The organism is Bradyrhizobium sp. SOJA106, assembly GCF_059448745.1.
On sequence record NZ_CM182549.1, the window covers coordinates 2,555,463 to 2,575,832 of the forward strand.

The 20,370-nt window shown below is 64.5% G+C and carries 22 protein-coding genes and 1 riboswitch; of the genes, 11 read left to right on the plus strand and 11 right to left on the minus strand.

Annotated elements, in window-relative coordinates:
* The first annotated feature begins 43 nt into the window (after nucleotides 1–43).
* On the plus strand, nucleotides 44–1,006 hold the full coding sequence (locus AC5V87_RS11385; RefSeq protein ID WP_456839972.1) for a DnaJ C-terminal domain-containing protein: 963 nt from the start codon (nucleotides 44–46) through the stop codon (nucleotides 1,004–1,006).
* A 380-nt stretch (nucleotides 1,007–1,386) separates the two neighbouring features.
* Here the strand turns inward: AC5V87_RS11385 and AC5V87_RS11390 are convergent, their stop codons facing one another.
* Both AC5V87_RS11390 and AC5V87_RS11395 read right to left on the minus strand, forming a co-directional pair.
* Nucleotides 1,387–2,157, minus strand: coding sequence for an anti-sigma factor family protein (locus AC5V87_RS11390; RefSeq protein WP_456839971.1), 771 nt, complete (start codon nucleotides 2,155–2,157; stop codon nucleotides 1,387–1,389).
* 100 nt (nucleotides 2,158–2,257) lie between these two features.
* On the minus strand, nucleotides 2,258–2,746 hold the full coding sequence (locus AC5V87_RS11395; protein WP_456839970.1) for a sigma-70 family RNA polymerase sigma factor: 489 nt from the start codon (nucleotides 2,744–2,746) through the stop codon (nucleotides 2,258–2,260).
* Nucleotides 2,747–2,917: 171 nt separating this feature from the next.
* Here AC5V87_RS11395 and fabI point away from each other — a divergent pair, with 171 nt between their 5' ends.
* From fabI to AC5V87_RS11425, 6 genes are all read left to right on the plus strand, one after another.
* Nucleotides 2,918–3,727, plus strand: a complete 810-nt coding sequence (gene fabI, locus AC5V87_RS11400) for an enoyl-ACP reductase FabI (protein ID WP_495371009.1) — start codon at nucleotides 2,918–2,920, stop codon at nucleotides 3,725–3,727.
* Nucleotides 3,728–3,835: 108 nt separating this feature from the next.
* Nucleotides 3,836–4,435: a histidine phosphatase family protein gene (locus AC5V87_RS11405; protein ID WP_456839968.1), complete on the plus strand. Its 600-nt coding sequence runs from the start codon at nucleotides 3,836–3,838 to the stop codon at nucleotides 4,433–4,435.
* 165 nt (nucleotides 4,436–4,600) lie between these two features.
* Nucleotides 4,601–5,689 carry a chorismate synthase gene (gene aroC, locus AC5V87_RS11410; RefSeq protein ID WP_456839967.1) on the plus strand — a complete coding sequence of 363 codons (1,089 nt, stop codon included), beginning with the start codon at nucleotides 4,601–4,603 and terminating at the stop codon, nucleotides 5,687–5,689.
* 111 nt (nucleotides 5,690–5,800) lie between these two features.
* On the plus strand, nucleotides 5,801–6,991 hold the full coding sequence (locus tag AC5V87_RS11415) for an adenylate/guanylate cyclase domain-containing protein (protein WP_495371010.1): 1,191 nt from the start codon (nucleotides 5,801–5,803) through the stop codon (nucleotides 6,989–6,991).
* Nucleotides 6,992–7,174: 183 nt separating this feature from the next.
* Nucleotides 7,175–7,435, plus strand: coding sequence for a hypothetical protein (locus AC5V87_RS11420; protein WP_495371011.1), 261 nt, complete (start codon nucleotides 7,175–7,177; stop codon nucleotides 7,433–7,435).
* 31 nt (nucleotides 7,436–7,466) lie between these two features.
* Complete coding sequence (locus tag AC5V87_RS11425; RefSeq protein ID WP_495371012.1) at nucleotides 7,467–8,657, plus strand: radical SAM protein; 1,191 nt, start codon at nucleotides 7,467–7,469, stop codon at nucleotides 8,655–8,657.
* A 25-nt stretch (nucleotides 8,658–8,682) separates the two neighbouring features.
* Here AC5V87_RS11425 and AC5V87_RS11430 read toward each other — a convergent pair whose 3' ends face one another.
* From AC5V87_RS11430 to leuC, 3 genes are read right to left on the minus strand one after another with little or no spacing between them, the layout of a single operon-like run.
* Complete coding sequence (locus tag AC5V87_RS11430) at nucleotides 8,683–10,005, minus strand: 2-hydroxycarboxylate transporter family protein (RefSeq protein WP_495371013.1); 1,323 nt, start codon at nucleotides 10,003–10,005, stop codon at nucleotides 8,683–8,685.
* Nucleotides 10,006–10,050: 45 nt separating this feature from the next.
* Entirely contained in the window at nucleotides 10,051–10,653 is a 603-nt protein-coding gene (gene leuD, locus AC5V87_RS11435) for a 3-isopropylmalate dehydratase small subunit (RefSeq protein WP_495371014.1), read from the minus strand.
* Nucleotides 10,650–12,074, minus strand: a complete 1,425-nt coding sequence (gene leuC / locus AC5V87_RS11440; protein ID WP_495371015.1) for a 3-isopropylmalate dehydratase large subunit — start codon at nucleotides 12,072–12,074, stop codon at nucleotides 10,650–10,652. Before leuC ends, leuD begins: the two co-directional genes overlap by 4 nt.
* Before the next feature lie 113 nt (nucleotides 12,075–12,187).
* Here leuC and AC5V87_RS11445 point away from each other — a divergent pair, with 113 nt between their 5' ends.
* Entirely contained in the window at nucleotides 12,188–13,147 is a 960-nt protein-coding gene (locus tag AC5V87_RS11445; RefSeq protein ID WP_495371016.1) for a LysR family transcriptional regulator, read from the plus strand.
* A 108-nt stretch (nucleotides 13,148–13,255) separates the two neighbouring features.
* On the opposite strand, the gene clpS is transcribed toward AC5V87_RS11445, so the two are convergent.
* From clpS to AC5V87_RS11470, 5 genes are read right to left on the minus strand one after another with little or no spacing between them, the layout of a single operon-like run.
* Entirely contained in the window at nucleotides 13,256–13,573 is a 318-nt protein-coding gene (gene clpS / locus AC5V87_RS11450) for an ATP-dependent Clp protease adapter ClpS (RefSeq protein WP_495371017.1), read from the minus strand.
* 43 nt (nucleotides 13,574–13,616) lie between these two features.
* On the minus strand, nucleotides 13,617–13,958 hold the full coding sequence (locus tag AC5V87_RS11455; RefSeq protein WP_456839957.1) for a DUF190 domain-containing protein: 342 nt from the start codon (nucleotides 13,956–13,958) through the stop codon (nucleotides 13,617–13,619).
* A 2-nt stretch (nucleotides 13,959–13,960) separates the two neighbouring features.
* Nucleotides 13,961–14,389, minus strand: coding sequence for a fluoride efflux transporter CrcB (crcB, locus tag AC5V87_RS11460; protein WP_495371018.1), 429 nt, complete (start codon nucleotides 14,387–14,389; stop codon nucleotides 13,961–13,963).
* 6 nt (nucleotides 14,390–14,395) lie between these two features.
* The gene (crcB, locus tag AC5V87_RS11465; protein ID WP_456839955.1) at nucleotides 14,396–14,785 is read right to left on the minus strand and encodes a fluoride efflux transporter CrcB; all 390 of its coding nucleotides are present in this window, start codon (nucleotides 14,783–14,785) and stop codon (nucleotides 14,396–14,398) included.
* The gene (locus tag AC5V87_RS11470) at nucleotides 14,785–16,032 is read right to left on the minus strand and encodes an MFS transporter (protein WP_495371019.1); all 1,248 of its coding nucleotides are present in this window, start codon (nucleotides 16,030–16,032) and stop codon (nucleotides 14,785–14,787) included. Before AC5V87_RS11470 ends, crcB (AC5V87_RS11465) begins: the two co-directional genes overlap by 1 nt.
* A 52-nt stretch (nucleotides 16,033–16,084) precedes the next feature.
* A riboswitch (Fluoride riboswitch) is annotated at nucleotides 16,085–16,171 on the minus strand.
* Nucleotides 16,172–16,492: 321 nt separating this feature from the next.
* On the opposite strand from AC5V87_RS11470, the gene AC5V87_RS11475 reads away from it, so the two are divergent.
* Together AC5V87_RS11475 and AC5V87_RS11480 are read left to right on the plus strand one after the other, a co-directional pair.
* Nucleotides 16,493–17,365, plus strand: coding sequence for a DUF1194 domain-containing protein (locus AC5V87_RS11475; protein WP_495371020.1), 873 nt, complete (start codon nucleotides 16,493–16,495; stop codon nucleotides 17,363–17,365).
* Nucleotides 17,366–17,549: 184 nt separating this feature from the next.
* Entirely contained in the window at nucleotides 17,550–18,182 is a 633-nt protein-coding gene (locus AC5V87_RS11480) for a hypothetical protein (protein WP_495371021.1), read from the plus strand.
* A gap of 306 nt (nucleotides 18,183–18,488) precedes the next feature.
* Here the strand turns inward: AC5V87_RS11480 and AC5V87_RS11485 are convergent, their stop codons facing one another.
* Complete coding sequence (locus tag AC5V87_RS11485) at nucleotides 18,489–19,547, minus strand: class I SAM-dependent methyltransferase (protein ID WP_456839952.1); 1,059 nt, start codon at nucleotides 19,545–19,547, stop codon at nucleotides 18,489–18,491.
* 216 nt (nucleotides 19,548–19,763) lie between these two features.
* Here AC5V87_RS11485 and AC5V87_RS11490 point away from each other — a divergent pair, with 216 nt between their 5' ends.
* Complete coding sequence (locus tag AC5V87_RS11490; RefSeq protein ID WP_456839951.1) at nucleotides 19,764–20,366, plus strand: outer membrane protein; 603 nt, start codon at nucleotides 19,764–19,766, stop codon at nucleotides 20,364–20,366.
* The last annotated feature ends 4 nt before the right edge of the window (nucleotides 20,367–20,370 follow it).

The following is a 20,370-nucleotide window of genomic DNA, read 5'->3' on the forward strand; positions in this document are numbered from 1 at the left end:
GAGCCCTTTGAACAAATTCGAATGCTTGAAGGAGACGTGACGGATGCGCGACCCCTATGAGGTCTTGGGGGTGCCGCGGAGCGCCAACGCTGCCGCGATCAAGAGCGCCTATCGCAAGCTTGCCAAGAAGCACCATCCCGACAACAACAAAGGCGATCCCAGGGCCGCCGAGCGCTTTGCCGAGATCAACTCGGCCAACGAGATCCTCGGCGACGAGGATAAGCGCAAACAGTTCGACCGCGGCGAGATCGACGCCGAGGGCAAGCCGCGCTTCCAGGGCTTTCCGGGCGGCGGCCCCCGCGGCCGCGCCGGCCCCGGCGGCTTCGAAAGCTATACGTTCCGAAGCGGCGGTGCGGGTGCCGGCCCGGGCGGCGGTGCGTTCGAGGACATCCTCAACAGCATGTTCGGCGGCGGGATGCGCGGCGCGCGGCCCGGAGCCGGCGGCGGCGCCCAGTTCGAGTTCGACACCGGCGGGATCGGGCTCGATCTCGACGTGAATGTCGCCATGTCCGTCTCGCTGGAAGAGGCGGTCAAGGGCGGCGAGAAGCGGGTCCGCCTGCCGAACGGCAAGGAGCTCAACGTCAAGATTCCCGCCGGCGTCACCGAGGGCCAGCAGATCCGGCTGCGCGGCCAGGGCGAGAGCGCCCAGGGCCATCCACCCGGCGACCTGCTGCTCACCATCAACATCGCGCCGCATCCGTACTTCAAGGTCGAGGGCGCGGACCTGCGGATCGACCTGCCGGTCACGCTCTATGAGGCGGTGCTTGGCGGCAAGGTCCGCGTACCCACCCTCGGCAATGCCGTGGAGCTGTCTGTCCCGAAAAACACCTCCAGCGGCCGGACCTTCCGCCTCAAGGGCAAGGGCCTGCCGAAGGCCGGCGGAACCGGGGACCTCTTTGTCACCGTCAGGATTATGCTACCGGACGGGAACGACGCCGAGCTTGAGGCATTGATGGAGAAGTGGCGGGACCAACATCGCTACAATCCGCGTAGCGGGCTCGGTTAGGGCATGATTCGGAAAAGTGCGTAGCGGTTCTCCGAAAGATCATGCCAAAAAGACATAGGGCACTGTCCGAGACCGTGTCGACGATCGGAGCATTCTCTTCCCCACAGGATGATGCTCAACATACGCCTGAAGCGCGGGCCGCGCTTCGACGCAGACGTCTGAGACGTGTCGGCTGTCCGGCGGGGCGGCCGATAAAAAGGTGCGGCCTCGAGAGGGGGACCAGCGCGGTACCAAAAACCCCAATCGAGGCCGCCCGCGTCGATCGGCGGATCGAACGCCACTCATAATCGCGTGATCACCCGGTGCGATAATGAGACGCACACATGTCTTGATTCGAAATTTTCGATGACGGAATCTGGGCACTGCCCTCGTGCGGTTGTTCAGCCGCCGCTTTTCTCTGCCTGGTCGTAAACGGCTTGCGCCACCTTGGTCAGCCGGTCGCGGTCGGCGCCGCCGCTGACGACATAGCCGACACCGCGCTCGGCCCAGAACAGCGCCCCGTCCTTGTCCGTCTTGGCGTAGCGCATCTGCGTCGCACCATTTTCGGTCTTGGCGCTGTAGATCGTGTAGCGCTCGCCCGAGGCGCCCTCATACATCAGGAACGAGGCCGGACCGTTCGGCCCCGGCAGGAGCCGGCCACCCACGAGCTTCAGCCCGCTCGCCTCCAGGTTCGGCGCGAACACAGTCCAGCCGCAGCGCCTGGTCAGCCAGGCCTGAAGGTGGTCGCGCTCATTGCCGCCGACCTCGACCGGATGCCGGACCTCGACGACATAGAGGCGGTGGGCGCCGAGCGCATCCGCCGTGAAGCTCTGGAAGGCCGAGGGGGCGTTGGCGGCGCCGTGGGCGAGCCAGCCGGCGGAGCCGCCGGCGACGAAAGCGACCAGCACAGCCGCTGCGGCGCCATACAGCCATTGCCGCGGCCGGCGCTCCAGGCGCTCGAGCTCCAGCCGCGCCGGCACCGGCTCCAGGGCGACGGCGTCGTAGCGGGCGTGCAGCATCTCGGCCATGGCGCGCCAGGATTGCACGCGCTCGGCATCTTCAGGGTGGGCGGCGAGCCAGGCCTCGACATCGGCACGGCGCTCGGTCGGCAATTCGCCGTCGACATAGGCGTGCAGTTCGTCCTCGGTCACTGGAATATTGCGGTCGTTCATATCGTTCGTCTCTGGCTCTGCGACCCAAAATGTTCTTCGTGATTCGACGTTGCTCGCCTCATCGGCAGGCGGGACAAAACGCTATGCATCGATCCTGCCATCATTTCACCCGCCTGAGCGCCGGGCGCTCGCCGTCCAGTGAGGCTTTGACGTGGGCGCGGGCACGCGCCAGGCGCGACATCACGGTGCCGATCGGCACGCCCTGGATGTCGGCAACCTCGCGGTAGCTCATGCCCTCCAGCATCACCAGGAGCAGCACAGAGCGTTGCTCCTCGACCAGCGTCGCCAGCGCCTTCTCGATGTCGCGTCCTTCGGCTTCGGTCCCGCTGGCGTCGGGGTTGTTCTCCGTCAGTTGCATGAATTGCGGCCGCCTTGCCAGCGAGCGCCGCCGGTTCTTGTTCAGGTTGGTCAGGATCGTGTAGAGCCAGCTCCTGACATCGCCTCCGAGAAACAGGCGCTCCGAACGCAGCGCCCGCACCAAGGTGTCCTGCACCAGATCGTCGGCCGCATCCGCATCGCGCGTCAGCGCGCGAGCGTAGCGGCGCAACGCCGGGATCATAGCTTCCACACTCTGGCGAAACGCACTCATTGCCGTCTTGACGTTCCTAACGATCGGCGCGAGCGCCTCGATCATCATAACACCCGAACGGAACGGCTATTCCGGCGCTCGAAACAGCGTTAACGCCGCGTATTAGGGCTGTACCGCAGGGGAGGGGTGGTGTACCTCCAGACGTCAACCCGCTCGATGGGACGTGAAGAAATGGCGCAGAATTCAGGTCTGATGCAAGGCAAGCGCGGAGTGATCCTCGGCGTCGCCAACAACCGCTCGATCGCCTGGGGCATTGCCAAGGCATGCCACGCCGCCGGCGCCGAGCTCGCCTTCACTTTTCAGGGCGATGCGCTGAAGAAGCGTGTCGAGCCGCTCGCTGCCGAGATCGGCGGCCTCGTGCTCGGCCATTGCGACGTCACCGACGCTGCGACCATCGACGCGTCGTTCGCAGTGCTGAAGGAGAAGTGGGGCAAGATCGACTTCCTGGTGCACGCGATCGCCTATGGCGAGCAGCTCGACGGCCGCTATGTCGACACCACACAGGAGAATTTCTCGAAGTCGATGCTGATCTCCTGCTATTCGTTCACGGCGGTGGCGCAGCGCGCCGAGAAGCTGATGACGGACGGCGGCTCGCTGATCACGCTGTCTTATTACGGCGCCGAGAAGTGGATGCCGCATTACAACGTGATGGGCGTGGCCAAGGCCGCGCTGGAAGCCAGCGTGCGCTATCTCGCTGCCGATCTCGGCGAGAAGAACATCCGCGTCAATGCGATCTCGGCAGGTCCGATCAAGACGCTCGCCGCGTCCGGCATCGGCGACTTCCGCTATATCCTGAAGTGGAACGAGTACAACGCGCCGATGCGGCGCAACGTGTCGACCGAGGACGTCGGCGGCAGCGCGCTGTATTTCCTCTCCGATCTGTCGCGCGGCGTCACCGGCGAGGTGCATCACGTCGATTCCGGGTATCACGTGCTCGGCATGAAGCGTCCGGACGCGCCGGACATTTCGCTGGGTGGCTAGAGCATGATCCGGACAAGTGGCAACCGGTTTTCCCTCGCGACAAACGCGGAACGCGTTTGCGCGGAGATCATGCTCAAACAAGAGAACTGATCTTCAGCTGCAATTGCAATGCCCGTGCCCACGATCTACTTCCTTCGCCACGGCGAGACCGAGTGGAATGCGCTCGGACGGCTCCAGGGCACCAGGGACGTCCCGCTGAACGCGCGCGGCCGCGGTCAGGCCGTGCACGCCGCCGGCGTGCTGGCGGATCTGTTCGAGCGTGACGGCCAGGACCGCGCGGCGCTGCCCTACGTGTCGAGCCCGCTCGGCCGGGCTCGCCAGACCATGGAACTCGTGCGCGGCAAGCTCGAACTCCCCCCTGCCGACTATTCGCTCGACGATCGCCTGCGCGAGATCGGCTACGGCAGCTGGGAAGGGCTGACGCTCGTCGAGAGCGAAGCGGCCGACCCTGAGGTCTACGCAAGGCGCCTCGCCGACAAGTGGACGGTGGCCCCGAGCGGCGGCGAGACCTATGCGGCGGTGCAGCTGCGCATGCTCGACTGGTACGAGTCCATCCTGGTCGACACCGTCGCGGTTGCCCATGGCGGCACCTGCCGGGCCCTGATGGTGGCCTTGGGGCTGGAGACCCCAGCCAGCGCCGCCGACCTCTATATCGAACAGGGCGCCGTCTACGTGTTCCGCGAGGGGCGGCTGGAGAAGTTTAGTTAATCTCACCCAACCGTCATTCCGGGGCGGCGCGCAGCACCGCACCCGGAATGTCGAGATGGGTCTGGTCCTTCGGACCATCCCGGAATGACGGGAACAGCGTTTGACCGTTCCTGTCTTGCGCGCTACCACGCGATGTAAATCGTCAACGTCAGGCGACAGCCAAGCATGTCCTTCAACACCTTCGGCCACATGTTCCGCGTCACCACCTTTGGCGAGAGCCATGGGGTGGCGATCGGCTGTGTGGTCGACGGCTGCCCGCCGATGATCCCGTTGACCGAGGCCGATATCCAAAAGGATCTCGACCGTCGCCGGCCCGGCCAGTCGCGCTTCACCACCCAGCGCCAGGAGCCGGACCAGGTGAAAATCCTGTCCGGCGTGATGGCGCATCCGGAGACCGGCGTGCAGGTGACGACCGGCACCCCGATCGGGCTCCTGATCGAGAACACCGACCAGCGCTCGAAGGACTATTCCGAGATCAAGGACAAGTTTCGTCCTGGCCATGCCGACTTCACCTATGAGGCGAAATACGGCCTGCGCGACTACCGCGGCGGCGGCCGCTCCTCGGCGCGCGAGACCGCGATGCGGGTTGCCGCCGGCGCGATCGCGCGAAAGGTGCTCCCCGATGTGAAGGTGCGCGGCGCGCTGGTGCAGATCGGCCCGCACAAGATCGACCGCGACAAGTGGGACTGGGACGAGGTCGGCAGAAATCCGTTCTTCTGTCCGGACAAGGACAAGGCCGCGTTCTTCGAGACCTATCTCGACGGCATCCGCAAGAGCGGCTCCTCGATCGGCGCGGTGCTCGAGATCGTCGCCGAGGGCGTGCCGGCCGGCTTAGGTGCGCCGATCTACGCCAAGCTCGATTCCGATCTCGCCGGCGCGATGATGACCATCAACGCCGTCAAGGGTGTCGAGATCGGCGCCGGCTTTGGCGCGGCGGAGCTCACCGGTGAAGAAAACGCGGACGAGATGCGCACCGGCAATGACGGCACGCGCTTTCTCTCCAACCATGCCGGGGGTATTTTGGGCGGCATCTCGACGGGACAGCCGGTGGTGGTGCGCTTCGCCGTGAAGCCGACCTCGTCGATCCTCCAGCCGCGTCTCACCGTCGATCGCAAGGGCGCCGACACCGAGATTTTCACCAAGGGCCGTCACGACCCCTGCGTCGGCATCCGCGCGGTCCCCGTCGGCGAGGCCATGATGGCCTGCGTGCTGGCCGACCACTTTTTGCGCGACCGCGGGCAGGTCGGGCGCTAGATCTTCACCTTTCCCCGCTGGGAAGAGGTACGGTGCTTGAAGCTCCTCGTGTCGCGGCACCAGTCTACCGCGTAGCTTGACGTCCACACAACTTCATCCGCTAATGCGGCCATGCAAAGCTCCGAGCTCCAGCGCATCACCAACTGGCTGATCGACGGTGCGCGGTCGTCCAGGACTCCGGCCGAGATGATCACCGAGGTCTGCGAGCATCTGGTCGAGGCCGGCCTGCCGCTATGGCGCTTCGGCATCTTCTTCCGCACGCTGCATCCGGAGATATTCGGCCGCAACTTCATCTGGCGGCAGGGCGAGGAGGTCGAGGTCGGCACCGTCGATTTCAAGATCCTGGAGACGCCCGAATTCGCCAGGAGCCCGCTCCGGATCGTGTTCGAGCAAGGCCTGGAGGTCCGCGGACGAATTGACGATCCGGACAGCAAGCGGTTTCCATTTCTCGACGACATTCGAGCCGAAGGGGCGACCGACTATATCGCGGTGCCGATGCCGTTTCTCGACGGCTCGGTACATGCGACGAGCTGGGTGACACGGCATCCCGGCGGCTTCAGCGAAGACCACATCGCGGCCATCCGTTCCATCGTGACGCCGCTCGCGCGCGTCGCCGAGATCATCAGCCTGCGCCGCACCGCCGAGATGCTGCTCGACACCTATGTGGGTAACCGCGCCGGCGCGCGCATCCTCGGCGGCCAAATCCGCCGCGGCCACAACGACACCATGCAGGCCGCGATCTGGCTCTCCGATCTGCGCGGCTTCACCGCGCTGTCGGACCGGCTGCCGGCCGAGACCGTAGTCGAGATCCTGAACCAGTATTTCGACTGCCAGGTCGCCGCGATTCGCGGCCATGGCGGCGAGGTGCTGAAGTTCATGGGCGACGGGCTGCTCGCGGTGTTCCCGATCGACGAATATGTCGGTGATGCCTCGCACGTCTGCTCCCGCGTGCTGGAGGCTGCGCGCGAATCCCGCGCCAGCGTCGAGGCGCTCGCCTTTCCTGTCGGCGACGTCGTCGAACGCTTCCGCTTCGGTGTCGCGCTCCACGTCGGCAACATCCTTTACGGCAATATCGGCGGCGGCAACCGCCTCGACTTCACCTGCATCGGCCCCGCCGTCAATCTCGCCGCGCGGCTGGAGAAGATCGCCGGCCGGCTCGGCCGCACCATCGTCGCCTCGGAAGGCTTTGCCAATGTCTGCCGTCACGACTGGCGCGCGCTCGGCGATTTTCCGATCGCGGGATTTTCGAAAGCCCAGCGCGTCTACGGGCTCGGCGAGGAGACGCCGGTGGTGATGGCGTAAGGCGGGCTCGGTCCAGGAGCAGTATCTGCTCTTTGAGCCGAGCAGACCGGGCGGAAGTCCGAACCGTCCCGAGACATTGCCGCTACAACAGAAAAGGTATAGTGTCTGTGATTGCTCAGCCGGCTCGACATGCCGGCCTTTCGTTCGATCCCTGCAGCGCGTCGCGAAAAGAGGAGCACAATCATGCCGATTACGACGCTGAAGGTCTTGGCGAGCCTCATTCAATTGCATGGGCCGGGCGCAACCATTCAGAGCGACCATCAGGGTATCGACGCATTGCTGAACGATCTGCGCGGACAGGGTGCGGAGCAAGGCGTTGTCTCCGAGGCCGCTTTTAGACGGGGCGGTTTTGCCAAGGGAGCCAATGCAGGCGCGTTTCGCAGGGCGGCATACGCTCCTGGCGTCGGCGCGTTCCGCCGAGGGGGATTCGTCCGAGGGTACTAGATAGCTTCCTCCAGCCCGTCGCGGTATCGGCATGTCGGCTGACGGTCCAGATCGTGTCGCCTTCCAGGATCAGCCGATCACGCAGTTGCTGGTCAAGGTCGCGACCAGATGCAACATCGACTGCTCCTATTGTTACTGGTTCCGCGACGCGTCCGTTTATACCAAACCGAAGCTGATGAGCCCTGACGTGCGGCATCGATTGCTGCAGCGCATCGAGGAGCACCTCGTCAGATATTCCCTCGTCGATTTTCCCATCGTTCTGCACGGCGGCGAGCCGTTGCTGTGGGGCGTTGAGAACTTCCACCGTTTCGCCGAGGCCTGCGAGGCGATTTCATCACGGACGGGCTGCGACATACCCATCGCAGTCACGACGAACGGCATGTTGATCGATGACGAATGGCTTGCCTGCTTCGAGGCGCGCAACATTTCGGTCGCGATCAGCCTGGACGGGCCGGCCGATATTCACGACCTCCACCGCAAGACATTTCAGGGTACGGGCACCCATGCCGCCGTGGAACGTGCCGCCCGCATGCTGGTATCGCGCAACATTGGCGTCATTGCCCTGGCCGTCTGCAATCCCGCTTACGCGCCGCAGCAATACGCTGATTTTTTTGCCGCGTGTGGGATCTCCAATTACGACATCATGATCCCCGACGCGACGGTGGATGAGAAGCCGCCTTCCATTGCCGCCTTCTACAACGGACTGTTTGCCCTGTGGCTGGAGGCAAATCGCACGACGCCTGCGACCGACATCCGCATCATCTCCGACATGATCACCGCCCTGCTTGGCAACAATTCGCCGACCGAGGGCGTGGGTCACAAACCGGTCGAGCTTTGCACCGTGATGACCGATGGCACCGTGGAGGCCCACGATGTGCTGCGGATTGCGGGCGACGGGTTCACGAACACCAAGTTCAACATCTTCGATCATGCGATCGATGAGGTCCGCAATGAGCCGCGCTGGAAGGCCGCGCGCGATGCTTCAATCAATCTTTGCGAGAAGTGTCGCCAATGCAAGTTCATGAACGCCTGCGGGGGAGGCTATCTTCCGCACCGCTTCTCCAAGATAAACGGCTACGACAATCCTTCGGTCTATTGCGATGATCTCTATTCGATGTTCGAGAACATGCAATCAGTTCTGGAGAGCCATCTCTACGTCAGCAGGCCCGACGGGCGGCGCGTCAATGTGCGCGACACATTGGCAGGCAGCGGCTCGGTGTGATCACCGGCCGCCCCGCGACAGCCCGTCAATACGCGACCTTCATCGCCAGTGTCGCGATCACGATCATGACGGCGCCGCCGACGCGGGTGGCGATCTGGGCGAAGGCCATCAGGCCCATGCGGTCCGCGGCGCCGAGGATGGCGACGTCGCCGGTGCCGCCGACCCCGGAATGACAGGCCGTCACGATCGCCGCCTCGACCGGATACATGTTCAGCCACTTGCCGACGAAGAAGCCGGAGGCGACCATCGCCAGCACCGTCGCGGTGCAGACCGCGATGTAGCCTGGATTGAAGGAGGCGACGAGCTGCTGCCACGACACCAGCAGCGTTCCCATCGCGACGAGGATCGCGAAGGTGAGGTTGGTCGACATGAATTTGTTGATCTGATATGCGCCAAGCTCCATCTCCGCCGGCAAAAGCTTCGTCAGCTTGAGTACGACCGCCGCGATGATCATCAGGATCGGACCGGGAATGCCGGTATAGGGCGCAAGCACCATGCCGAGCACGAACAGCACGCAGGACAGCACGATGCCGGCACCGAGCAGGCCGAGATCGATCGGACGATCGGATCGCGCAGGGCCCAGGATGTCATTGTCGCCGGTCTTGACCAGCATGCCCCGACCGTTGAGGTCGCGGCGTTTTTCTCCGAGGCGAGCGAGAAGTCCGGCCGCGACGATGGCGACGACGTTGCCGAGCAGGGCTGCGGGCACCATCTGCGCCACGAGCTCGCCTTGCGGCCGGTGCAGCATCTCCGCATAGGCGATCGACAGCGGCAGCACGCCCTCAGCAAGCCCGCCGCCGATGATCGGGATGATCACGAAAAAGAATGTCTCCTTGGGGCTGTGACCGAACAGCAGCCCGACCGCCATGCCGATCGCGATCGCGCTCAGCGTGCCGACCAGCAGCGGCACGAACATCCGGATGAAGCCTTGCACCAGGACACGATGCGGCATGCCGAGGATCGAGCCTGCGACCAGGCAGGCGATGAAGAAGTACTGGAAATTGGCGGTGCGGAATGTCGTCGTGATCGCCTTGTGCGCCGCCTCGGGCATCAGGCCGTAGCTGACGAGCGCGGCCGGCACGAACAGGCACAGGATCGCCGTGCCGCCGATCCGCTTCAGTACCGGAATGGTCTGGCCGAGCTTGCCGAGCAGGAAGCCGAGCAGCATCAGCACGGAGAGGCCGCCGATCACGTCGTTGGGGAGTTTGCCGGTATAGATTGCAGCCGCACAGACCAGCGCAGCGGCAACATAGACCGTGATCGGCAGCGGGCCGATTCTGAGCGCCGCGAGTGCGGACGACGGGGCGGGGTGCGCCGCATCGTCAAGCTTCATGGTCGTGTCGGTCAAGATTGCCTCCCTGTGTTGTTTCGTTTTGATTTGCCCTGCGTTCGCTCAGAACCAGGGATGATCCGCTTTGTGCCGCCGCTCGAAGGCACGAATGTCGTCGGCAAAGACGAGCGTCGCGCTGATCGCATCGCCTCCTGAGAGGAACGCCTCCTTGCGTGCGGGCTCGATCGCGAAAGGGACGATCCCTCCGCCCTCGATCCGGATGACCTGCTGCTCGAGGTCGATCGCGAGGCGGTTGCTCGCAGGATTGGCGACGACGTCGGCGATCATGCTCACCGTGGCGGCGTCCAAGCTGATCGTCAGCAAGCCGTTATTGGTGCAATTGTCGTTGAAGATGCCGGCGAAGGTCGTGCCGATCAGGGCGCGGATGCCGAGCTGCTGGAGACCCCAGACCGCATGCTCGCGGCTGGAGCCGCAACCGAAATTCGGACCCACGACGAGAAAGCAGGCGTCGCGATAGCCGTCCTTGTTCAGCACGAAATCCGGATTGGGCTGACCGGCATTGAAGCGCAGCAGGTTGAAGGCGCCGTCGCCGAGACCGCTGCGATCGACGCCCTTCAAGAACATCTTCGGCATGATCACGTCGGTGTCGGTGTTCGGCGTCATCATCGGCGCAGCCGCGCCGGAGACACGATGGAACGGCGTCATGGCGCGTCTGCTCCGATCAGGCTGCGCACGTCGGTGATGCGGCCCGTGACCGCGGCGGCGGCGACCATCGCCGGGCTCATCAGATGCGTGCGCGCGCCGGGGCCCTGTCGCCCCTCGAAATTGCGGTTGGTCGAGGAAGCCGAACGCTGGCCAGGCGCGAGGATGTCGTCGTTCATCGCCAGGCACATCGAGCAACCGGACTGCCGCCACTCGACGCCCGCATCGATCAGGATTTGCGCGATCCCTTCCGCCTCGGCCTGCGCGCGGACCTGCGTCGATCCCGGCACGACGATGGCGCGGACGCCTGAGGCGACGTGGCGGCCTCTGAACACCCGCGCCGCATCGCGCAGATCCTCGATGCGGGAATTGGTGCAGGAGCCGATGAAGGCGAAATCGATCGGCACCGACTGGATTGGTGTTCCCGGCGTTAGGCCCATATAGGCGAGCGCGCGCATGGCAGCCGTCTTGCGATCCATGGCCACGTTGCTGTCGGGATCCGGAATACGATCGGTCACGGCGATGGCCTGGTCTGGACTGGTGCCCCAGGTCACCAGCGGCGCGACCTCGCCGGCATCGATCGTCATTTCGCGGTCGAAGCGGGCGTCCGGATCGGAGCGCAGCTGCAACCATGCCGCGGCGGCGCGGTCCCACATCTCCCCCTTCGGCGCGCGGGGCCGTCCCCTGAGATAATCAAGCACCTTCAGGTCGGGCGCGACGACGACGCCGCGCGCGCCGGCCTCGACGATCATGATCGACATCACTGTGCGTCCCTCGACGCTCATCCCGGTCACGGCAGGACCGGCGAACTCCACCGCATAGCCTGTGGCGCCATCGGCGCCGATGCGCCGGATGATCTCCATGACGACGTCCTTCGGCGTCACGCCGAGCGGAGGAGATCCGGTCACATTGATCCGCATCGTCTTCAGGCGGCGGTAGCGCACCGTCGAGGTCGCGAGATAATGCTCGATGTCGGAGGTGCCGATACCGTAGCCGAGCGCGCCGAAGGCGCCGTAAGCCGTGGTGTGGCTGTCGCCGGCGGCGATCACCATGCCGGGCATCACCAGCCCCTGCTCGGGCGCGACGACGTGCTCGATGCCCTGGCGCGGATCGAGGATGTCGAAATACTCGATGCCGAAATCGCGCGCATTGTCGGCGAAGTAATCGACCTGCCGCGCCGCATCGGCGTCCGGCATCTGGCGCGTGCGGCGGGCCGCCGTCGGATTGACGTGGTCGACGACCATCAGCGCGGCGGAGGGGTTCCACACCTTGCGCCCGGCGGCGCGCAGGCCGGCAAAGGCCTGGGGGCTGGTATATTCGTTGAGGACGGTGCGATCGACATAGAGCAGCACCAGCCCGTCATCGTCGAGCTTCCGCACCACATGCGCGTCGATGAGCTTGTCGTAGAGCGTGCGCCCGGACATTCGGCCTCCCGAGGGAAATCTGCTTTCGCTGACGGTGCAGGCGGGCCTTCTGGAAATCCAATGTCACCTCATGATATGATTATGCGGAATTTGCATAAGCGGGACTAAGCGGCATGGAGATCAACTGGCTGCACGATTTCATCGCGGTGGCTTCGACGCGCAGCTTTTCGCGCGCCGCCGAACAACGTAACTCGTCGCAGCCGGCGCTCAGCCGCAGGATCAAGGCGCTGGAGCTGTGGGCTGGCGCTGCGCTGTTCGAGCGCACGACGCATGCGGTGAGTCTCACCGCCGCGGGCGAGGCGTTCCGCCTCACCGCGGAAGATATCCTCCGCCGCCTCTCGTCCGGCCGGCTCGAGGCCCAGGAGCTCGCCCGCGGCGCCTCCGACGTCTTGAAATTCGCATCGACCAACGCGCTGTCGCTGACCTTCTTTCCGGACTGGCTGCGCGGTATCGAGACCGTGCTGTCCTTCGTGCCGAACGTGCAGCTGGTCGCCAACCACATGGAGGCGTGCGAGCGCATGCTGCTTGCCGGCGAGGTGCATTTCCTGCTCTGCCACCACCATCCCGCAACCGTCACCGCGCTGACGACGTCCCAGTTTCGCTCCGTTCATGTCGGAGACGACTGCCTGATTCCGGCGTCGGTGCCCGCTTCGAGATCGGTCAAAACTCCACGCTTCAGGTTGCCGGGAACGGAGACCGCACCGGTGCAATTCCTCAGCTTCCGTCCCGAATCCGGAATGGGAAAGATCCTCGAAGCGGTCCGCTCGAGCTCGCCCTTGAAGGCGCACCTCAAGCCGGCATTCACCTCGCACCTTGCTAAACTGCTCGTCACCATGGTCCAGGCCGGCCGCGGTATGGCCTGGCTGCCACAAAGCCTGATCGCCGATCAGCTCGCATCGGGCGAGCTGGTGAGGGCGGGCGGGCGGGAATGGGAGGTCCCGATCGAGATCCACGTGTTTCGGCCGAAGTCGAGGCTGACGCCCGCGGCGGAAGCGTTCTGGAAACACGTTCAGGAGCATCCGCCCGCAAGCAGCGCGCGCAAGCCGGTGGGCGCACGCCGGAGGCGCGGCTAGAGCATGATCTGGAAAAGTGCGCAGCGGTTTTCCGAACAGATCATGCTCAAACAACAACCTAAAGCGCGATGACGATCCATCCTAATCTCATCGCGCTTTGGATTAGACCTATTCCTCCGGCTCGGTGGTGAACAGCAGCGGATAGCCCTTGGCGCGGCCGGCGTCGGTGGCGCGCGTCGCCTTGGTCTCGGCGACGTCCTTGGTGAACACGGCGACGACGCAGGCGCCCAGCTTGTGGGCAGTGATCATCACCTTGTAGGCCTGATCCTCAGTCATACGAAATTCGGCCTTCAAGACCATGGTCACGAATTCGCGCGGCGTGTAGTCGTCGTTGATCAGGATGACCTTGTGCAGCCGCGGCCGCTCGACCTTGGTCTTGGTCTCGGTCTTGGTTTTGGTTTTCGGCGTGGTGACAGTGTCGTTCATTCCGCCTCCCGGACAGGGCGGGCTCGGGTTCCAGCCGGAGCGATCAGCTCGCGGCCTTCGCACCATATTGCAGGACCTGCACCTTCTCCAAGGTGATCAGGCCGCTCGACATCATGCCATCCAGGATGGGCAGGAATGCATTGATGTTGTCCTCACTGTCGACGATCTCGATCAGCAGCGGCAGATCTTCCGACAGCCGCAGGATCTTCGAGGTGTGCAGCCGGCTCGATTTGCCGTACCCCATCGGGCCACGCAGCACGGTGGCGCCGGCAAGGTGCCGCTCGCGCGCCGTCGTCACGATCGCTTCATAAAGCGGCTTGCCGTCATAATGGTCGCTTTCGCCGATGAAGATCCGGAGCGAAACAGCCTGATTGGGAATTTGCATCGTCAGCTCCTTTTCAAGCGGTTGGTGCGGCTCGCCAGCATATGCCCGAGCCAGACCGACACCAACCAGCAGACGACGGAGGCCGCCACATAGGCCAGCGCCGTATATTTCAGGCCGCCGTGGACCAGGCGGAAGGTCTCGAGGCTGAAGGTCGAGAAGGTGGTGTAGCCGCCGCAGAATCCGGTCATGACGAATTGCCGGTGCTCGGGCCGCGCCAGCACGCGGCCGTCCGGGCCAGTGAGCGCGGCGTAGAAGCCGATGATCAGCGAACCCGTTGCGTTGATGAACAGCGTCGCGACGGGGAAGCCGGGACCTGTGTCGAGTGCGAGCCCGACCAGGTATCGCGTCAGCCCGCCAATGATGCTGCCGGCAGCCACCCAGGCATAGAGCGTTGCAGTGCGCCAGCGCTCGGCGGAGGAGGGGGACTTCATCCGCGCCTAACCTCCAAGATTGTCCGCAAGGAGGAAGCCGCAACTGACGGCGGCGAGGCATAGCCCGACCGAGAACACGACGTTGCCGAGCGCGTGTAGCGGCTCGCCGTTGCGCGCGAGCGTCAGCGTTTGCAGGCTGAACGAGGACACTGTGGTGTAGCAGCCGAGGAAGCCGGTCACCGCGAACAGCCAAGGATTGGGCGATGCGAACACCGATCCGGGATGGGTGGCGAGCGCGCCAAAAATGCCGATCAGGAAGGCGCCGGTGACGTTGATGGTCATTGTGCCCCACGGAAACGTCTCGCCCAGCCGCCGGGCGATCGCGCCGGAGACGAAATAGCGCGCGCAGCCGCCGAGCACGCTGCCGATCACGATCGCGGTCACTCCGCTCAGCATCACTTGTCCTCCGCGGCGAGGCCGTTGCCGACGGTGAGCAGCCCCACGAGCGCCATCAACGCGAAGCTGAGCCCGGCGAGGAACGTGCCCGCCGGACCATAGGTGTCCCACAGCGCACCGGCGATCACGCTTGCGGCCAGCAGGGCAAGCCCGGTGAACAGGTTGAAATAGCCAAAGGCGGTGCCGCGCAGGCTCGGCGGCGCAGCGTCGGCGACCTGGGCCGAGAGCAGGCCTTGCGTCAGTCCCATATGCAGCCCCCACAGCACGACGCCGAGCGCGAGGCCCCCAAGGCTCGGCAGCAGCGCGAGCGCGAGATCGGCGCCGGCGAGAAAGAGCAGGCCGAGCGCGAGCAGGGCGGTCCGGTTGATCCGGTCGGACAGCACGCCGGCCGGATAGGCCGACAGTGCGTAGGTCATGTTCATCAGCACCAGCACCGCCGGCACCCACATCGCATTGAGCCCGATGTTCTGCGCGCGCAGGATCAGGAAGGCCTCGCTGAAGCGCGCCAGCGTGAACACCACGCCGACCGCGACGACGCGCCAGTACACCGATCCGAGTTGCCGCATTGCCGCAAGGTTCAGCGGATTCGTCGCGGGCTCTCGGCCTGGGTCCGGCTCCGGCTCGTGAACCGCGAACGCGATCAGGCCGAAGGACAGGAAGGCCGGCAGCACGGCCAGCCAGAACACGAGGGTAAAATTATCCGCCGTCCACCACATCAAGCCGATCGCCGCGAGCGGACCGACGAACGCGCCGATGGTGTCGAGCGACTGCCGCAGGCCGAAGCTAGCGCCGCGCAGGCCGAGAGGGGCGATATCGGCGATCAGCGCATCGCGCGGCGCACCGCGAATGCCCTTGCCGACCCGGTCGATGAAGCGCGCCGCGACCAGCCATCCAACGCTGGGGGCGAGCGGGAATAGCGGCTTCGTCATCGCGGCCAGCCCATAGCCGAGGGCCGCGAGCAGCTTGCGGCGGCCGAGCCAGTCCGACAATGCGCCCGAAAAGATCTTGGTGATCGAGGCGGTCGCCTCCGCGATGCCCTCGATGAAACCGACGGTGAGCGTGGAGGCGCCGAGCACGGTGACGAGATAGACCGGCAGCAGCGCGTGGATCATCTCGGAGGAGATGTCCATCAGCATCGAGACGAAGCCGAGCACCCAGATCCCCCTGGGCAACGCGCTGCGCGCAGCATTCAGTGTCGTCGTCACGCCTTCTCCTTCGCCCGGCTTAGGCAACAAAAAACCCGCCATCGGCGGGTTTGTCCATGCTCCCGCCAAAGGCGGAGGCTCAATGATTGCCCCACCTCAAGCAGGAGTCATCAGCCCAATACGGTCCAGGCAAATCTGAGCCGCCGGGCGGTTGTCGGGGGACTCCATCCCCATCTGTGCGTCCAGCCTAGCATGGAAATCGCGCCGGACAAGTGGGCGGGGGAGTAGCTCCATATTCCGTCATTCCGGGGCTCGCGAAGCGAGAGCTCTGGCGCGCCCTTGCGCGCCTGAGAATCTCGAGATTCCGGGTTCGGCTGTTCGAGCCGCCCCGGAATGACGGAGTTCGTGGTCGCACGCGTTCCGATGACGCAAGCGCGGCAGCATCGCGGCAGCTTTGCGCAAGGCGCGAAATTCCTAACTCGAATGTGAAGCGCAAGCGATCTTCGCGCTTTGCGGCAAGGCGATTGCATGTCACCATCGCGTCATACGACGGGAGACTGCGATGCGATTGCTGTTCTCGATCGGGGCTGTGCTGATGGCCGGCATGTTTGCCGGAGGGGAGGTCGCGGGCATTGCGGCACCAGGACCCAAATTTGAGCCGTCCAGACATCAGCCGCAGCGCCTGGCAGCCGCCGACAAGGATGCGCAGACGGTCGACGTCGAGCTGATCCTCGCGGTCGACGTCTCCTACTCCATGGACATGGACGAGCTCGCGGTGCAGCGCGAAGGTTACGCGCAGGCGCTCCAGTCGAAGGAATTCCTCCAGGCGCTGAAGCTCGGTCCGAACGGTCGGATCGCGGTGACCTATTTCGAATGGGCCGCCTCCAGCGACCAGAAGATCATCATCCCCTGGCGGCTGGTCGACGGACCGGAGACCGCGGATGCAGTCGCGGCCGAGATCATGAAGACGCCGATCCGGCGCGCCTCGCGCACCTCGATCTCCGGCGCGATCAATTTCGCGATGCCGCTGTTCGAGGAGGATCCCTATCGGGGCCTGCGCCGCGTGATCGACATCTCGGGCGACGGACCCAACAACAATGGCGGTCCCGTGACGGTGGCGCGCGACGCCGCACTCGAGAAAGGCATCGTCATCAACGGCCTGCCGATCATGGTCAAGGAGCCGTCCTACTCGACCATGGATATCGACAATCTCGACTATTATTACGAGGACTGCGTCATCGGCGGTCCCGGCGCCTTCGTGATCTCGATCAAGGATCGCGAGAAGTTCAAGGAAGCCATCCGCACGAAACTCCTGATGGAGGTGGCGGGCCGCACGCCGGAGCGGCCGGTGGTTGCCGTTGCCGACAAGGACAAGGAGCCGCGGGTCAATTGCATGATCGGCGAGAAGATCTGGTCGGACCGCTGGGGCCGCTGAGACGCGCGACCTTTTCGAACGGGACCGTTTGCCTCACCTCGCGCAGCGCTTGGATTTAACGGCTCGTTAACCAGCGCGTGGCCCTAATCGAATTGTTTCCAGCTGTTTCAGGATCATGTCCTGATACTGTGCGCCGACATGCGACCGAAAGCGTCTTCGTCAGGATCGTCCGCCGAGCAATCCGATGGCCGTCATCTCGCCCAGCACCAACCAGATCTCGCCCGCCAACGAGCGGATGTATCACCAGAGCAACCTGATCGGTGACTGGAAAGGCAATTGGGTGGGCAACAACCAGGAAGTCGGTTTCAAGGTCGTGAACATCCGGGGAGCCCGAGCCCAGATCGAGTATACCCATAATGGACATACCGAGCGCGGTTTCGGCGAGGTCAATGGTGCAACCATCACCTACGGCACCGTCACTGTCGGCACCAAGGATGGCAAGAATCTCGCGCTGCTGTTCTCCGCCGGGGGCGGCAAGGCGACCGCCACTCTCGCGAAGCAGGCGCCTCCCGGTTCCGACAACAATCTCATGGGAAGCTGGGGCGGCTATTCGGCCGAGAATGGCAAGAGCGCAAGCTTTCGCGTCCTCGCCATCAACGGCAAGGAAGCCACGGTCAGCGTCACCACCGACGGCATCACCCGCCAGGGCACGGGCTACCTCTACAAGAACGTCATCATGTTCGGCCAGTCGCAGATCGCGACCGACGACGGCAAGAACGGCAAGGTCATCTACCAGGTCGGCAGCAAGTCCTTCGTGGTGCCGGTGACGAAATATCCGCCGGCGGACGGCTCGTCTTCGGTGGACAGGACGGCCTAAAAGCATGATCCGGAAAAGTGCGCAGCGGTTTTCCGAAAAGATCATGCGCAAACAACAAAGCTAGAGCGCGATGACAATTCATCCTGATCTCATCGCTCTTTAGCCGATTACGGCTGCCAGCCCGCGGATTGCGTTGGCTCCCTCACAACGACGACCCTGTCCAATCCGTCATCCTGAGGTGCGAGTGGCGCGATGCAAAGCATCGCGCCGGGAGCCTCGAAGGATGCACGGCCTCGCTGCTTCCGCGCGGCTAGCAGCCCGGCCGTCGCGCTTCGAGGGCCGCTGAAGAAACGGCCACTCGTTGGATCAGATCCGTGCCTCCAGGATCAGGTTGAACGGCGTCTCGGCCGCGCGGCGGAAGCGCGACAGGCCGCCTTCGCTCGCGACCTTGCGCAGCCTTGCCTCGCCGGCTTGGGCGCCGAGCGCCAGGCCCACCTCCTGATCGAGCGAGGCCGGCGTGCAGATCATGGTGGACGCCGCGTAGTAGACGCGCCCGACCGGGTTGAGATTGTCTTCGAGACGATCGCCAGCGAATGGCTCGACCAGCATGCAGGTGCCGTCCTTGGCCATGCTTTCGCGCACGTGGCGGATGGCGCCGACCGGATCGCCCATGTCGTGCAGGCAATCGAAGAAGCAAACGAGATCGTAGCCCTCGGCCGGATAGGACTTCGCCGAGTGCACCGCGAAGCTGACGCGATCGCCGAGCTTTGCTTCGGCTGCAGCCTTTCGCGCCGCCTCGATCGAGCCCTCGTGATAGTCGAAGCCATAGAAGCGCGAATTGGGGAAGGCTTCCGCCATCAGCCGCGTCGAGACGCCGTGACCGCAGCCAACATCGGCGACCTTGGCACCGCGCTTCAGCTTGTCCACGACTCCCTCGAGCGCAGGCAGCCATTCCTGCACCAGATGATGCATGTAGCCGGTGCGGAAGAAGCGGGCGGTGCCGCAGAACAGGCACTCGCTGCGCCGGTTCCAGCCGACGCCCTTGCCGGATTTGAACGCATCCGTGACCTTCGGCTCGTCGAGAAAGGCCGCGGCAATGACGTTGCCGACCGCGCCGAGGAACACGGGACTATCCGGATCGGCAAGCGCCATCGCCTGCTCCGGCAGCATCGAGAATTTTCCGGATGCGGAGTCATATTCGACGTAGCCGGACGCGGCCTGGCTCGAGAGCCATTCGCGGACATAACGCTCAGTCGTTCCGGTGGCGCTTGCGAGCTCGGCGGAGTTCATCGGTCCCTTGGCGGCCAGGGTGCGGTAAAGACCGAGCTTGTCGCCCAGCAGGAGCAGCGATGCGTTCATCGCCGCTCCGACCTCGGTGATCATCTTGCCCATAAAGGCATTCAACCTGTCGGTATCGACGTCCATGATAGCCTCCATGCGATGGCGGATATTGAGGGTCTGCGCCCCCATCGTCGGGAGCACGCTGCATGCCCTGTAAATGGGTCCGCCCGTCGGAAGCGAGGTTCAAGACGTCAGGAAAAGGTGAATGGCCAGGAACTGGATCGCGTGATCACGGGTACCATTCACTGGCATTTGCACGATCCTGGGCATATAATCTGCGAGGTTCTGACGGTTACCTGAATGTCCAGCTTCGCTCGTTCCTGCGGTCTTGCAACTCTCTTCGCGCTGCTCTGCCTCGGCGATGCGCCGGCCCATGCGCAGGCCGCCCCGCTGCAATATTGGATCCCGGGCGGGCCGTTCGGCTTCGGCGGCAGTGCTGTCCAGAGCGCCGATGCTTACGGCAATTTCCCAAGCTTCAATGCGGGCGATGCCAACGGGGGCTATGATTTTCGTCCCGGTTTCTTTGTCGGCAGCGCGCGCGGCAATCTCGGCTTGAGCGGCTTCAGCCAGTCCGTCCCGGCCGGCAATTTCAGCGCGCTGTCCTATGACAGCACGCAGTTCGGCTACAACACCAAGACCGCGGGCGGCATGCCGGTCACGTTCTTTGCCGGTTTCAATTCGCTGAAATACGGAGACGGCATCGGCAGCTCGCTGGCGCCGCTCACCTCCAGCGCCGCGCCCGGCTACAGCGCGTTCGCGGGTGTCGAGTTCAAGCCGACCTCCAACCTCAGCCTGTCCTTTGGCGCCGGCGTCGTCCAGCAGGACTCGGGCCGCATGGACAGCGATATCCGATCGAACATGCTGCCCGGCGAGTCTCCGGCGCTGAGCGGCTTGCGGCGCTAGACCA